Consider the following 14,063-nt stretch of genomic DNA (forward strand, 5'->3'; position numbering starts at 1 on the left):
GAGCCATGCGTCGGGGCGTCGTCGCGGCCTGGACACGTCGCGCCGGAATGCGAGGAAAGCGCGAGCCGCGTTGACGAGTTGATCTGACACCGGTAGCATCTTCCCCAGCCCGCCAACCTGCGGAAAAAGCCGGGGCGGACGGCACTGGAGAGGGAAATCGCGCATCGGTTCTCGACACGGTCCGGCATCGTACCGGATGCTCCCGGCGACGCCCGTCCGCGCGCCACGGGCGGTGGATACCCGCGATTCCGACGCGATATGCAGATAAGGATCATGCATTGATTGAAAGACGGGAACCGGCGGAAGCGATCGCCCATGCATTCGTTGCGGCGCGCCAGGCGGGAAGCGCGCTGATCGATTATCCGGGCGATCTGCCCCAGACGCTCGACGAGGCCTATGGCATCCAGGAGCGGGCCATCGCGCTGTTCGGCGATCGGATCGCCGGATGGAAGGTGGGCAAGATTCCCGAGCCGCTGGACGCTACCTATGGCACCAACCGTCTTGCTGGCCCCATCTTTGCAGACAGCGTTGTCGAATCGGTCGACGGATCGCCGGTGATGCCGGTCTTCCACGACGGCTTCGCCGCGGCCGAGGCGGAATATCTGCTGCGCCTGGGCGAACTGCCTGCGAGTTTCGACCGGGATTGGAGCAACGACGATGTCGCGGCGCATGTCGATGCCGTCCATGTCGGCATCGAAGTCGCCAGTTCCCCCTTTCCGGGCATCAACGCGCATGGCCCGGCCGTCACCATTTCCGATTTCGGCAACAATAACGGCCTCGTGATCGGCGCCGCGCTGGCGCGCGATTCGGGCTTTCTCGACTGGCCGGTGACGCTGACGATCGACGGCGAGCCGGCGGGCGAGGCGACCGCGCGGCAGATGCTCGACGGGCCGTTCGGCGCCATCCGCTTCCTGTTCGAGCTTGCGCGCGACCGGCGGCTTCCGCTGGCGGCGGGTCAGTGGATATCGACCGGCGCCATTACCGGCGTCCATCCGGTGTGCCTCGGCGCGCAGGTGGAGGCGCGGTTCGGGGATAGCTACGTGGTGCGCTGCGCGATCGGCTGACTTCCGGGCCTGGCGGGCGGCTCCCGCGCGATCCGGCATCATTTTGCGAAGGCGGGCCGCACGTCCGCCGAATAACGACGCCGGGCAAATCCGGCGCATGGTGGGAGGGATGCGATGGACGGGATTACGCGGCGATCGGTGATGGCGGGCGGCGTGGGGCTGGCGGCGATGCCGCTGGTGGTGCGCGCGGCGGCGGGCGATCCGATCGTGGAGACGAAGGCGGGCTGGTTCGCGGGCGATCGCGTCGACGGGCTGCTGCGCTTTCGTGGCATCCGCTACGGAAAGGCTGCCCGTTTCATGGCGCCGCGTCCCTATGCCACGCCCGGCCAGACGGTGCCCGCGCACGAATTCGGACCGATCTGCCCGCAGGAGCGCAATGGCGACAGCCAGCAGTCCGAGGATTGCCTGTTCCTCAACATCTGGACGCCTGGCACCGACCCTGCCGCGAAGCGCCCCGTGATGCTCTATATCCATGGCGGCGCCTATTCGAATGGCACCGTCACCGTGCCGCTAAATGACGGCGCGAAGCTGGCGGCGGCCGAGGACGTGGTGGTCGTCACCGTCAATCACCGGCTCAACGCCTTCGGCTATCTCTATCTCGCCCGGTTCGATTCGCGCTTCGCGGACAGCGGCAATGCCGGCCAGCTCGACCTGATCCTCGCGCTGCAATGGGTGCATGACAATATCGCGGCGTTCGGCGGCGATCCGGGGCGGGTGTTCCTGTTCGGCCAGTCGGGCGGAGGCGCCAAGATCGCGACGCTGATGGGCATGCCTGCGGCCAAAGGGCTGTTCCATAGTTGCGCGACGATGAGCGGCCAGCAGGTAACAGCATCGGGGCCGCTCAACGCCACCCAGCGCGCCGAGGTCTATCTCGCCAGGCTGGGCGTTAAATCGGGCGATCTCGGCCCGCTGTTCGACATGCCGACCGAGAAGTTGGCCGACGCGCTCGACGCGCGCGATCCGATCCTGGGCGGAGGACTCTATTTGGGGCCGGTGCTCGACATGAAATGGCTGGTGCGTCACCCCTTCTGGCCCGACGCCAATCCGCAGTCGCTGGCGATCCCGATGATTCTCGGCAACACGCATGACGAGACGCGCGCCTTCATCCCGCCCGAATCGGCGCGGGCGCAAGGGGTCACCTGGGACAATCTCGCCGCGCGCATCGCGCCCGAGATCCGCATGGACCTGCTTCCCGAATGGGTGGTGGCCCAGTATCGCGGGCATTTCCCGGCGGATACGCCGACCGACATCTTCTACCGCGCGACCACCGCCGGGCGGAGCTGGCCGGGGCAATGGCTGGAGGCGGATGCCCGCGCGGCGGCGGGGGCGAAATCGACCTGGGTCTATCAGGTCGACTACAAGTCGTCGACCCAGCCCGAACGCGGCGCGCCGCACACCATGGACATCGCGCTCGCCTTCGGCACGCTCGACGCATCGGGCTCCTTCACCGGCACCGGCCCGGCGGCGCAGAAGCTAAGTGCCCAGGTGATGGGTGCCTTTGCCGCGCTCGCGCGCACCGGCCAGCCGGTGGCGAAGGGGCTGCCCGTCTGGTCACCTTATACGCTGCCGGGCAGGGCAACGATGGTGTTCGACACCACCAGCCGCGTCGCCGACGATCCGCGCAAATGGGAGCGTGAGCTCTGGGCGCGCGTGCCCTATATCCAGCCGGGCTCGTAACGGCCGATCCGCGCGGGACGCCTGGGAGCATAAGCGTCAGCGCCGGTTGTTCGAATATTGGGCACATGGGGCATCGCTGCTGCCGGTCGAGCTACACCAGTTGCTCTGCTGGGCGAAGCGCGGGGAGATCGGCTGGACGATGCTGCGCCGCTTCGCGCATGAGCGCCATGGCGAGGCGAAGGCGGGGGCCGAGCGGATCGCCGCCGAGGGGCCACCTGGGATCGGGACTCATAACCCTCCGCTCTCGCGAATAGCGGACATTCCAAAATCGCGGTAAAAGGCCGTGATGGGCGTTCGTGGAAGCTGTCACTGCGGTAATGTGCGGATAGAGCTGCCAAGCCAGCCGGAATGGGTGGCGGACTGTAATTGCTCTCTCTGTCGTCGACTGGCCTGGCGTGTCGCTTACTTCCCGCCGGAGCAGGTGAACATTTCAGGCGAGACGACCGCCTATATCTGGGGCGATCGAATGATCGGTATTCACCACTGCCCAATCTGCGGCTGCGGTACACACTGGCAGACCCTTGAGGAAGATTTCGGTAAAGTGGGCATCAACGCCCGCTTACTCGACTCATTCGACGAAACGACCGTCGAGGTGAGGAAATTCGACAACGCGGATTAAGTCCGTCGTCGGCATACGCTTTCCACCCCTTGCCGCCATCCACGTGGCAACCGCGACTGACGCCGGCTTTTTCGCAACCACCATGTAACGGCGGCAACCAAATAGATCGCACCAAGGAAGTTGATGGCAAGTTTGTCGTAGCGGTTCGCAATGCGGCGGTAGTTCTTGAGGCGACAGAACATGCGCTCTACGGCATTCCGACCTTTGTGCAGCGTTCGCGAGAAGCAGCTTTTCCAGCGATGGTTGGCCTTGGACGGAATGTTGGGCACGGCGCCTTGGCGCTCGATCAGGTCGCGTATCGCGTTGCTGTCATAAGCCTTATTGGCAAGCACTATGGTGCGCGGCGCGAGATCGTCGAGCAGGACTTCGGCTGGCGGCCCGCCCGCTGCCGCAAGCGCGACGAACATCTCCTGCCAACTGCTTTGGCGGCCCACCGCACGAACCGATTATAGAGTGTGACGTGCGCCCCTGATTGTTACCACTCAGAGGTAGAGTCCGGCTCCTTCATGATGGTTGGTTGACGTTGGCCGGCGATCTCTGCGGGGGTCTTCCCGCCCAGTTTCGAGTGCGGCCTGACGTGGTTGTAATCGTGCTGCCAGGTGTCGAGCACGAAGCGGGCATGGGCCAGCGACGTGAACAGCGTCTCGTTGAGGCATTCGTCTCGCAGGCGGCCGTTGAAGCTCTCGACGAAGCCGTTCTGCATCGGCTTGCCCGGCGCGATGTAATGCCACTCGACCCGGCGCTCTTGCGACCATCGCAGGATCGCCGACGAGGTCAGTTCGGTGCCGTTGTCGCTGACCACCGTATGCGGCTTGCCGCGCATGCCCGTAAGCCGCGTCAGTTCCCGGGCGACCCGCACGCCGGACAAGGACGTGTCGGCAACCAGCGCCAGGCACTCCCGCGTATAGTCGTCCACCACACACAAGATGCGGAACCGACGGCTGCACGTCAGGGTATCGGAGACGAAGTCGAGCGACTAGCGCTGGTTCGGCCCATCCGGCAGCATTATCGGCGCACGCGTTCCAAGCGCACGTTTGCGGCCACCGCGACGGCGGACGCGCAGGTTCTCCTCGCGGTAAATCCGCCGCAGCTTCTTGTGGTTGGGCGCCATACCCTCGCGCGCCAGCAGATAGCCCAGCCGCCGATACCCGAACCGGCGGCGCTCCGCCGCCAGTTCACGCAGGCGCGCCCGTAAGGGCGCATCATCGCCTCTCGTCGGCTGATACCGGATCACCCGGCGGCTCACGCCGACCAGACTGCCCGCCCGACGCTCGCTCAGCCCGTGATGTGCACGGGCATGAGCGACGGCTTCCCGCTTAGCGCCGGGCGTCACCATTTTTTTGAGGCCAGATCCTTCAGCACGACGTTGTCGAGCATCACCTCGGCCACCAGCTTCTTCAGCCGGGCGTTCTCGTCCTCCAGCGCTCGCAACCGACGAGCCTCGGACACCTCCAGCCCGCCATATTTCGACTTCCACTTGTAGAACGTCGCCGAGCTGATCCCGTGACGCCGGCACACCTCCGCCGTCGCCATGCCCGCCTCCTGCTCCTTCAAGATCGCGATGATCTGCTCTTCGCTGAACCTGCTGCGCTTCATTCCGTCCGACTCCTTCCGTCGGCCTCTACTCAAAATCGGTCACATTCCAGGGGCACACGTCAAGTGTCTTGCGCGACCCGTAACAGGGTGGCGCATCGACCCAGCGGTCGCCCGATTTCACCTCGTGAATGATGCCGCTGATCACTCGGCGATCATCGACCCGCGAAACTTCTCGCACCTTGTCTGGCAGCGGCGGACTAAGCCGGGCGAACTGCGTGTCGCTCAACCAGAACTCGCTCAAATCCATGTTCCCGCTGCCGGAGAGCATGAATCACATTCGTGCCGCCAAGGGAATCCCGTTTATGGATCCCGATCCTGGCATTTTTTTGACGCTTGTCAGCTTATTGGTGTTTGCGTTTCGAAGCTGCTTGAATGGAATTGGCTGCTCTTTCGCAGTTCGCGCGTCGACTATCGGCGAATATCTGGTGTGCTACTTATCTGGTGGACTAGGAGCGCTGTGCCCTTGGAAATCTGCTGAACGCCATGCCGAACCAGGTAGTTTGCGCCAGACACCAGATCGTTGCCCTCGGGAGTCGGTTTGAGACAGCAGGCCGCCGTGCCTAAGGCGCTACGCGAACGCTTCAAAGTCCGACTATGTCCGGTGAAATACGTCCGCGCTTATTATACGTGTTGCATTTTGCAACTGACATTTTCAAGCTAAGTACTTGAAAATATTGGTGACCCCTACGAGTGTAGAACTTTAGTCTCAGGTGGTGCCGGGACGTCTCTAACTACACTGTAAAATCAGAGATTTGTCTATTAGTGTGTTCGTGATCGATCGCCCTGAATTGCCTGAAACTGGATCGAAATGTGGGAACGATTGTGGGGCCATTTCCTGCATGAAAATGTGGGAACGGACCCGCGAAATTCCCGGACAGGGAATCGAACGCGATGGCGCTTACTGCCCTCAAAGTGAAGAACGCCAAGCCCGGTCGCCATGTCGATGGCCGGGGACTTTGCCTGCTGGTCAAGGACAGCGGTGCGCGAACCTGGGTGCTCCGGATGCAGCGCAATGGCAGGCGGCGCGACTATGGGCTGGGCTCGGCGCTGGACGTGTCGCTGGCCGAGGCGAGAGATGCGGCGGCGGCGCTGCGCCGGCAGGTCCGCGAGGGCGTCGATCCGGTCGCCGAGCGGCGCAAGTCGCGCAAGGTCGTGCCGAGCTTCGAGACGGCGGCGCGGGATTGCTATGAGACCTTGAAGGAGGGCTGGAAGAACCGTCGCCATGCCAACTGGATTTCCAGCTTCGAGAACCATGTCTTTCCGTTGATTGGCACGAAGCCGGTGGATCTGGTGGACAGCGCGTGCGTGGTCGAGGTGCTGTCGCCCATCTGGCTCGACATTCCCGATACCGCGAGGCGCGTCCTGCAGCGCATCGGCGCCGTGCTGGACTTTGCCCACATCAAGGGATGGCGGGCGGAGGAAACCTCGCTGCGCTCCGTCCGCAAGGGACTTCCCCGCCAGGTGGACAAGGGAGGGCATCTGGAAGCCATGCCCTATGCCGACGTGCCCGCGCTCATGGCGAAGCTGGCGGCGGCATCGCCGACCACGGGGCGGGACGCGCTGCGCTTCACCATCTACAACGCCGTGCGATCCAACGAGACGCGCTTTGCGGTCTGGACCGAGTTCGACCTGGACAAGGGCGTCTGGACCATTCCCGGCGAGCGGATGAAGGCGGGCGAAACCCATGTTGTGCCGTTGTCCGCATCTGCCGTGGTGCTGCTGCGCAAGCGGTGGAAGGAGCGGACCAGCGACACCGGCCTTGTGTTCTCCAATGACGGCGAAAAGCCGATCAGCGATATGACCATGACCAAGCTGTTGCGCGATGACGGGATCAAGGGCGTCACCGTCCACGGCTTCCGCTCTGCCTTCACCGATTGGTCATCGGAGCGGACGCATTTCCCCAAGGAGGTCGCCGACAAAGCGCTGGCGCACAAGCTACCCAACAAGGTCGAAGCGGCCTATCGCCGCACTGATTTCTTCGACAAGCGGCGCGATCTGATGGCGCGCTGGGCCGAGTTTCTGGGCAGGGTGCCCAACAAGGCAAGCAAGGACGCCGGCCCCACGGCGTCCGAGCCTATGCCGCTCCGCGCTGCCGCCTGACGAGGTCGTGCAGGCTGGCGGTCGTGATGCGGGTGGACTTGCCGAGCTTCACCGTCTCGACTTCGCCGGCCGCGATCAGCTCGTAGAGCTTGGTGCGGCCGACACCGATCATGCGTGCGGCGTCGTTGACGCGCACGCAGATCGGATCGGGAGAAGATGGGGCGGTCATAGCTCCGCGCTCCCGGCGGGATCTTCGCGATAGGTTGCCGGATCGGCGACCCAGCGATCGACGGCGGATTCATGCCAACCGGCGCCGTGGATGCTGATCGGGATTTGCCGTGGGAATGTCCCGTCAGCGATCTTGCGATAGAGTGTGGAGCGTGAAAGCCCGGTGCGGGCGAGCACCGTCTTGAGGCGAATGATCCTGTCTTTCTGTGTCATATGGCATGTCCATCTACCCCGATGGCCTGCCCGCCGTAGATCACGCTGCGTCAAACAATCTCGCTTCACAAGGGGGGAGGCATTGAAGTGCCGATTCAAGGCACGTGGGAGCTTATAGAGAGCCGCTTCCGCTACATCATGCCGCGCGGTCGATGCAGGCGACTGGCTGAACTTCCTCGGGCATGATCGCTGTCGTGAACCACACAAGATTGGTCGGGCCAGCGCTAGGCAAAACGGCATGTACGCTGCGGCGTACAAATAAAGATCATAAATCTCAGACCCTTGGCGCCGACGGTATCGGTTTTGTGTGCCGCGGAGTACAGCTGACCCGACATCGCGGCACACAGCGCATACAAGGTTATCCCATTGATTTAAGATAGAAATTGCTTCGTAGCACCCGTGCGTAGGGTCCATTACACTACGCCCATAAGGGCGTGCGTCTGAACTCCTGCATCCGCCTCGCGGATGCGCCAGCAAGTTGCTCAAGTCGGGGGCATCTCGGCTGATAGATTGAAGCACTTTTGGATTAGGCTTCGACCGCTAAACTCCGTCCAGTCGCAAGGCGGGCCAAGTTTTCCGATCACATTTATAAACTGGAGCTGCTGCGCTCCCATACCAAGCAGTTGTTCGACTGGATCACGAGCGGAAAACTCAAAATCCGCATCGGTGGCACCTATCCCTTAGCCGATTCCGCAAAGGCCCATAGCGACATGGAAAGCCGCGCCACGACGGGCAAACTCTTGCTGATCCCATAATCGAAAAGGGGGCGATGCGCCTATGTTTTTGGGGCATCGTCCGCCTGCCTCCGCCGACGTGGCGCCTTGACTGGCTCGCAATGGGGACCGTGATCTTCGGTCGCGGGTCAGATTGAATTTCCGCTGCCGCCCAATGGCGGACGAAGAGAGAAAGGCGCGGCCAGCCTGCCGCGCCTTCACTTCCCGGCACCTTACTGCGCAGCCGCCTCGATCGCTTCGGCCAGCTCGTCCGGCTCGGTCAGAAACGGGGTATGCCCCGTCTGCACCGTGAATTCTTCGCGGACCGGAGTGGCGGCGACCATCTTCGCCTGAAACGAGGGGCTGATGACATGATCGAATGCGGTATGGACATAGACCTTGTCGACCCGGCCGAAATTGGCGGCCGTGACATGCACCGGCGTTGCCAGCGGAGCGAGAGGCTCATCCACGATCCCGTTGGCGACCGCCGTCCGTATGGCTTCCGGGGCGCCGTTGGCGAAAAGATCCGCGCGTGCCGAATATTCGATCGAGGCGATACCCTTGGCCTTGTCGATTTGCAGATGGGGACCGATTTGCTCATCCGCGTCCTTGCTCGTCATCGACACCAGCGAGTCGCCATCCTGCGGGAGTAGAGCGGCGACGAACACCAGGGTCTTCACTTGCGCCGGATCCTTTTCCGCGGCGTCGGCAATGACCATGCCGCCGAAGCTGTGGCCGACCACGACCGCTGGACGATGAAGCTTGTCGAGGGCCGTGACCACGGCGTCGCGGTAGATGTCGAGGCTGACCTTGTCGGGCGCCGCCGGGGCGCTGGGACGACCGGGCAGATCCACGGTTACGACCTCGTACCCGTCGGCTTGCAGTCTGGCGCTGACATGGCCCCAGATCTGCGAGTCTTCGAAAGCGCCGTGGACGAGGACGATCGGTGGCTTGTCCGCCGCCACGGCGTTGGTGCTGAAAGCAAGAGCGACGGTGGCGATGGTAGCGACAAATAATCGTTTCATGGTAAATATCCCTTGAGATAGATTGAATATTGACTGCGATGTCGGGCTTGAGGTTGCGATGAAAGAAATGATGGGTTTTGCGATCATTATCGAAATCGCCAGATGCCAACATCAGTTCTCATGATGACCTGAAGTTTCTAACCATCGCCATGTGAGGCATTTAGATATTCATGCCTGCTGAGCGATAGTCCCCGTATAGCGCGCGGCGGGCGCCGACTTTGAAAGGTTCGGTGCGAGTGCCTTGCGTGCATTCTCGAGCGCGGCCCAGTCGCCGGCGTCGGGAAGCGAGGGGATCGTCACCAGCTCGCCCTGAGCGAGACCGGCCAGCGCCGCATCGACCAGCTGATCCGGCGTCATGACGATGCTTGTCGGCAGGTTGGACACTGGCAGACCGGCGGTGGCCCAGAATGTGGTGGAGGTCACGCCCGGTAGCACCGCCTGTACGCGGATGCCCTTGGCGGCAAGCTCATGCTGCAGAGCCTGGGTCATGGTGAGGACGTAAGCCTTGCTCGCGGCATACACGCCGTTGAAAAGCTCCGGCGCCAATGCGGTGACAGACGAGACATTGATGATGGTGCCGTGTCCGCGCCGGGCGAAGGAAGGCGCGACGGCATGGGTCAGGCGCGTCAGCGCCGTGACGTTGAGGTCGATCATGGCTTCCAGGGCATCGATATCCGAATCGAGCAACGGAGCGGTGGCGCCGATGCCGGCGTTATTGAGCAGGAGCGTGATCGTCTCGTCATCGCGCAGGATCGCTGCCACGTCGGCGATGTCGGCGGCCTTGGTAAGGTCTGCGGCCACCGTGCGTACCGCGCGGCCGGCGCCGGCCAGCGTGTTCGCCTTGGCCTTCAGGCCGGCGGCGTCGCGCGCAACCAGGATGAGATCATAGCCCTGTTCGGCAAGGCGATCGGCATAGATCGCGCCGATGCCGGAAGATGCACCAGTGATCAGCGCGGTGCCCTTGGTGGTCTGGGTCGTCATGGTGAATTCCTTGGTTTCGTGAGGGGTATGCAACGGCTCGTTGCCGCCCACTTGATCTAGGCGCGCTTGCTGGCGTCTCAAATGTCGTATATGCCACCTTTTAGGACGTGGAGGGAAAGCCTATGCTGTCGATCGCGCTGGTGGTCGAACCCCAGTTTCAGGTGATGAGCATGGCCGCGCTGACGGCCTTCGAGTTCGTCAACCTGGTGGCGGACGAGCAAATCTATGATTTGCATCTGGTGTCGGAGACGGGCGGCGCGGTTCGCACATCGTTCGGCGTGACGATCGATAGTCACCCGTTCGATTTACGCATCCACGATACCGTGATCGTCGCGGGCGGGCTCGAAGTCGTACCGGCTGCCGCCGGCACCATCGGCTATCTCCAGACAATAGCCCGGCATTCGCGCCGGCTTGCCGCGATCTGCAACGGCGCCTTCATCCTCGCGGAGGCGGGCTTGCTCGATGGCCGGCGCGCGACGACGCACTGGGCAAGCGCGCGCATGCTTCGCGAGCGATTTCCGGCGGTGAAGGTCGACGAGGACCGGATTTTCATCGTCGATGGATCGATATGGACGTCGGCCGGCATGACCGCCGGACTCGATCTGGCGCTTGGCATGGTCGAGCATGATCTCGGCGCGGATATGGCGCGCACGGTGGCACAACATCTGGTGCTGCATCATCGCCGTGCGGGGGGCCAGTCCCAACATTCGGCGCTCCTTGAAATCGATGCCAAAAGTGACCGGATCCAGACCGCGCTGGGCTATGCGCGGCATAATCTTCGATCCGAATTGTCGGTCGAGGAACTCGCGGGCGTGGCCAATCTCAGCCCGCGTCAGTTCAGTCGCGCATTTCGCGCCGAAACCGGGCGGTCGCCTGCCAAGGCGGTCGAGCATCTGAGGATCGAAGCAGCGCGCGTCATGATGGAGCAAACGCGCCATCCGATTGAAACTGTCGCCGCGGAAACCGGCTTTGCGGATCGCGAGCGGATGCGACGCGCGTTCATTCGGACGTTCGGACAGCCGCCCCAGGTGATCCGCCGCAACGCGCAATTCGCTGAGGCGAGTGACGAAACCCAACACGCTTGAGGGCCGCCGACAGCCGCGAGCGGATCGCGTTTCCTCCGGCGGGTTTACGAGCGGCTGCGCAATGGCGGGCCGGATGGGGAATTGTCCTGGGGGCGGGAAATACCCATCTCCTTTCGGCCAGGTCGCCCGGATCTGCTGATAAATGCGCAAGAAATGAGGCTTGGTGTGATGTTTTCGGCGCCTTTTCGGGATCGATCGCTCGGCGGGCCGGGCGGTGAAGCGGCGTTCCTCTCGGATACGAGACGCATCTTCCCCAATCTCTCGGTCGAATGCCATGAGGGGGCCGTGTCCCGCTCCGTCGAGGGTCGTGAGATCGGTGGTTTTCCGATTGCACGCGTCGCCTCGCCCCACATCTCCGTCCATACCTCCAGGCATAGCGCCGCGCGGTATGGCATGGCGGAGCGCTTCAAATTCTACTGGCAGCTCTCCGGGGCCATGCGTCTGGAGGACGCGGAGCGCTCGGTGTGCCTGTCGGCGGGCGATGCGATCCTCCTGTCCCTATCGTCCACCTATCGGCTGGACCTGGGTCAGGAGGCGTGCGGCCTGATCCTGATGTTCAGTCCCACGCCCCGCTCTTCGTGGGGTGAGGCCGCGTATCGACATCATGGCCGGAAAATTGGAATGAATGGCGCCAGCGTCGCGGCATCCGCGACAATAGCGGCGTTGCTGGCCCATGCACGCGGGAGCCGGACCGATGCATTGGCCGTGCGTTCGGCCCTCGAACTCGCCTTCGCCGCACTGGAAGACGAGGAGGGCATCGCGCCGGCGTCGCCCGCCTCGTCGGGCTCGCTGCGTCGGGCGGTCCTGCTGGTGGAGGAGCATATCTCCGATCCGCATTACGGACCCGAGCAGTTGGCCGCCGATCTGGGATGGTCCAGGCGCACGCTGTACAACCGCTTCGCCGAGCTCGGCCTGACCCCGGCCGGTTTCATCAGGCGCCAGCGCCTGCGCAGCGCGCGGGCGGACATATTGGGCGATCCGGCAGGAGAGCAGGAACTGGGCGTAATCGCGTTGCGCAACGGCTTCACTGACAGCTCCAGTCTCAGCCATGCGTTCAAGGCCGCCTATGGAATCCCGCCGAGCCGGTTGCGGCTTGGGCGCAAGCCCCTGTGAGGGAAGCCCTCCGTCGATAATCGGTGCGGAGCGAAACAAATCTGCACGCATCCACAACCGGCTGCACGCAGCGACAAGCGAAGCGGCCGAGGTCTCCCATTTCTTCTTGGCAAGCATTGGCCGCCGAGCGGCCAAAATGCCGGATAAGAGGAGATGTTGGATGACTATCTTGGCCACGAACGCGATCGACCAGTATCAAACCGAGTTGCACGCCATCATTCGCTCGCAGCGGGCGGCTTATGAGAAGGACGGGTTCCCGGACGCAGCGGTCCGTATCGACCGGCTGGAGCGGGCGACGGCGCTGATCGTCAAGAATCGGGATCTGCTGGTCGACACGATCTCGGCCGATTTCGGCCATCGCAGCCGGGAGGACACGCTGGCCGAGCTGTTCGCCACCGTTTCCGCGCTGCGGATGGCGGCCGAGAATGTCCAGACCTGGATGCAGCCGGAACAGCGCGCGCCGATCACGCCGGACGCCGAGGCGCGGGTGGAATATACGCCGCTCGGCGTGGTCGGGATCATCGGCCCCTGGAACTATCCCCTCACGCTCATCTTCGGCCCGCTGTCCGGCATCCTGGCGGCGGGAAACCGTGCCGTGGTGAAACCGTCGGAATTCACCCCTCAATTCTCCGGCCTGCTGGCACGTCTTATCGGCGAGGCATTCTCGCCGGACGAGATCAGCGTGGTCCTCGGCGGTGCGGAGGAAGGCGCGATCTTTTCAGCCGCGCCGTTCGATCACCTGATCTTCACAGGCTCGACCTCGGTTGCGAAGCATGTGATGCGCGCGGCTTCGGACAATCTGACGCCGGTAACGCTGGAGCTGGGCGGCAAGTCGCCCGTGATCGTCACGGAGCAGTTCGATCTCGCCGAAGCTGCCGCCCGGATCATGACCGTGAAGACCCGGAATGCCGGCCAGATCTGCCTCGCGCCTGATCATGTGTTCGTGCCCGCCGGCAGCGCGCGGGCCTTCGCGGACGCCTGCGTCGCCGCGACCCGCGCGATGTTCCCCGAGGGTATCGGCTCTGCCCATTACACTTCCATCATCGCCGACCGGCATTATCAGCGGCTGGTCAGCCTCATCGAGGATGCTCGCGCCAAGGGCGCTGAGGTGGTCGACGTGCTCGCGCCCGAGGAAGGCGGCAACGATCGCCGGCTCGCGCCCCGACTGCTGCTCAACGCGACCGACGAGATGAAGGTGATGCAGGAGGAGGTCTTCGGCCCGCTGCTGCCGGTGGTCGAATATGACGATCTCGACGCGGTGCTGGCGAAAGTGCGCAGCGGCCCCCGTCCGCTCGCCGTCTATTATTTCGGCAAGGATGATGAGAACGCCCGCAAGATGCTCGATGGCACCGCGTCGGGCGGCGTCACCATCAACGACGTGATGGCGCATGTCTTCTGCGAGGATCTGCCGTTCGGCGGAATCGGTGCGTCGGGCATGGGTTCCTATCACGGGCTGACCGGCTTCCGCACTTTTAGCCATGCGCGCGCCATCTACCGTCAAAGCCCGGGACGGGAGGCGTCCGCTCTTTTCCGTCCGCCCTTCGGACCGGCGTTCGAGCAGTTCATCGCTCAGGCGCTGGTCTGACTGGGAGGGTGTGCGCCGAACTGATGGGCCAAGCTGCCGTCGTCGGGACACGCCATCGACGCGAGCCATTGCTTTCCACTGGAAGTAATGGCTCGCCGCGTGTTGGCTCGATCAGATCAACTCC

14 protein-coding genes and 3 pseudogenes are annotated in these 14,063 nt (G+C 63.5%); 10 read left to right on the top strand and 7 right to left on the bottom strand.

What is annotated here, in order from left to right; genetic code table 11:
* Positions 1 to 278 precede the first annotated feature (278 nt).
* The 4 genes from HB724_RS02625 to HB724_RS02640 all read left to right on the top strand — a co-directional run bounded on the left by HB724_RS02625 (position 279) and on the right by HB724_RS02640 (position 3,360).
* Positions 279 to 1,064: a 2-keto-4-pentenoate hydratase gene (locus HB724_RS02625; protein WP_218625045.1), complete on the top strand. Its 786-nt coding sequence runs from the start codon at positions 279 to 281 to the stop codon at positions 1,062 to 1,064.
* A gap of 114 nt (positions 1,065 to 1,178) precedes the next feature.
* A complete protein-coding gene (locus HB724_RS02630) occupies positions 1,179 to 2,741 on the top strand; it encodes a carboxylesterase/lipase family protein (protein ID WP_213979358.1) in 1,563 nt (520 codons plus the stop codon).
* Between the two features lie 46 nt (positions 2,742 to 2,787).
* Positions 2,788 to 3,018 (top strand): hypothetical protein, encoded by a 231-nt coding sequence (locus tag HB724_RS02635; RefSeq protein WP_213979359.1) that lies wholly within the window; start codon positions 2,788 to 2,790, stop codon positions 3,016 to 3,018.
* A 9-nt stretch (positions 3,019 to 3,027) separates the two neighbouring features.
* Complete coding sequence (locus HB724_RS02640) at positions 3,028 to 3,360, top strand: GFA family protein (RefSeq protein ID WP_213979360.1); 333 nt, start codon at positions 3,028 to 3,030, stop codon at positions 3,358 to 3,360.
* A 74-nt stretch (positions 3,361 to 3,434) separates the two neighbouring features.
* Here HB724_RS02640 and HB724_RS02645 read toward each other — a convergent pair.
* From HB724_RS02645 to HB724_RS20355, 3 pseudogenes are all read right to left on the bottom strand, one after another.
* A pseudogene (locus tag HB724_RS02645) lies at positions 3,435 to 3,817 on the bottom strand (transposase); the annotation flags it as partial.
* Positions 3,818 to 3,835: 18 nt separating this feature from the next.
* Positions 3,836 to 4,956, bottom strand: a pseudogene (locus tag HB724_RS02650) (IS3 family transposase).
* 61 nt (positions 4,957 to 5,017) lie between these two features.
* Positions 5,018 to 5,146: pseudogene (locus tag HB724_RS20355) on the bottom strand (IS5/IS1182 family transposase); the annotation flags it as partial.
* On the opposite strand from HB724_RS20355, the gene HB724_RS20360 reads away from it, so the two are divergent.
* Positions 5,085 to 5,498, top strand: a complete 414-nt coding sequence (locus tag HB724_RS20360) for a hypothetical protein (RefSeq protein ID WP_256731300.1) — start codon at positions 5,085 to 5,087, stop codon at positions 5,496 to 5,498. The pseudogene HB724_RS20355 and the gene HB724_RS20360 sit on opposite strands and share 62 nt — an antisense overlap.
* 349 nt (positions 5,499 to 5,847) lie before the next feature.
* Complete coding sequence (locus tag HB724_RS02660) at positions 5,848 to 7,056, top strand: site-specific integrase (protein WP_213979363.1); 1,209 nt, start codon at positions 5,848 to 5,850, stop codon at positions 7,054 to 7,056.
* Here HB724_RS02660 and HB724_RS02665 read toward each other — a convergent pair.
* Together HB724_RS02665 and HB724_RS02670 are read right to left on the bottom strand one after the other, a co-directional pair.
* Positions 7,031 to 7,225 (bottom strand): helix-turn-helix domain-containing protein, encoded by a 195-nt coding sequence (locus tag HB724_RS02665; protein WP_213979364.1) that lies wholly within the window; start codon positions 7,223 to 7,225, stop codon positions 7,031 to 7,033. The two genes, HB724_RS02660 and HB724_RS02665, sit on opposite strands and share 26 nt — an antisense overlap.
* The gene (locus tag HB724_RS02670) at positions 7,222 to 7,437 is read right to left on the bottom strand and encodes an AlpA family phage regulatory protein (protein WP_213979365.1); all 216 of its coding nucleotides are present in this window, start codon (positions 7,435 to 7,437) and stop codon (positions 7,222 to 7,224) included. Before HB724_RS02670 ends, HB724_RS02665 begins: the two co-directional genes overlap by 4 nt.
* 599 nt (positions 7,438 to 8,036) lie before the next feature.
* Between HB724_RS02670 and HB724_RS02675 the strand changes: the two genes are divergently transcribed.
* Positions 8,037 to 8,192, top strand: coding sequence for a zinc-binding dehydrogenase (locus HB724_RS02675; RefSeq protein WP_346344660.1), 156 nt, complete (start codon positions 8,037 to 8,039; stop codon positions 8,190 to 8,192).
* A gap of 191 nt (positions 8,193 to 8,383) precedes the next feature.
* Here HB724_RS02675 and HB724_RS02680 read toward each other — a convergent pair whose 3' ends face one another.
* Together HB724_RS02680 and HB724_RS02685 are read right to left on the bottom strand one after the other, a co-directional pair.
* Positions 8,384 to 9,175 carry an alpha/beta fold hydrolase gene (locus HB724_RS02680; RefSeq protein WP_213979366.1) on the bottom strand — a complete coding sequence of 264 codons (792 nt, stop codon included), beginning with the start codon at positions 9,173 to 9,175 and terminating at the stop codon, positions 8,384 to 8,386.
* A 168-nt stretch (positions 9,176 to 9,343) separates the two neighbouring features.
* The gene (locus tag HB724_RS02685; RefSeq protein ID WP_213979367.1) at positions 9,344 to 10,156 is read right to left on the bottom strand and encodes an SDR family oxidoreductase; all 813 of its coding nucleotides are present in this window, start codon (positions 10,154 to 10,156) and stop codon (positions 9,344 to 9,346) included.
* Positions 10,157 to 10,278: 122 nt separating this feature from the next.
* Between HB724_RS02685 and HB724_RS02690 the strand changes: the two genes are divergently transcribed.
* From HB724_RS02690 to HB724_RS02700, 3 genes are all read left to right on the top strand, one after another.
* A complete protein-coding gene (locus tag HB724_RS02690) occupies positions 10,279 to 11,241 on the top strand; it encodes a GlxA family transcriptional regulator (protein WP_213979368.1) in 963 nt (320 codons plus the stop codon).
* Between the two features lie 153 nt (positions 11,242 to 11,394).
* The gene (locus HB724_RS02695) at positions 11,395 to 12,354 is read left to right on the top strand and encodes a helix-turn-helix domain-containing protein (RefSeq protein WP_213979369.1); all 960 of its coding nucleotides are present in this window, start codon (positions 11,395 to 11,397) and stop codon (positions 12,352 to 12,354) included.
* 160 nt (positions 12,355 to 12,514) lie between these two features.
* The gene (locus tag HB724_RS02700; protein ID WP_213979370.1) at positions 12,515 to 13,939 is read left to right on the top strand and encodes a coniferyl aldehyde dehydrogenase; all 1,425 of its coding nucleotides are present in this window, start codon (positions 12,515 to 12,517) and stop codon (positions 13,937 to 13,939) included.
* The last annotated feature ends 124 nt before the right edge of the window (positions 13,940 to 14,063 follow it).

Source organism: Sphingomonas sp. dw_22, from assembly GCF_018449795.1.
GTDB lineage: Bacteria > Pseudomonadota > Alphaproteobacteria > Sphingomonadales > Sphingomonadaceae > Sphingomonas.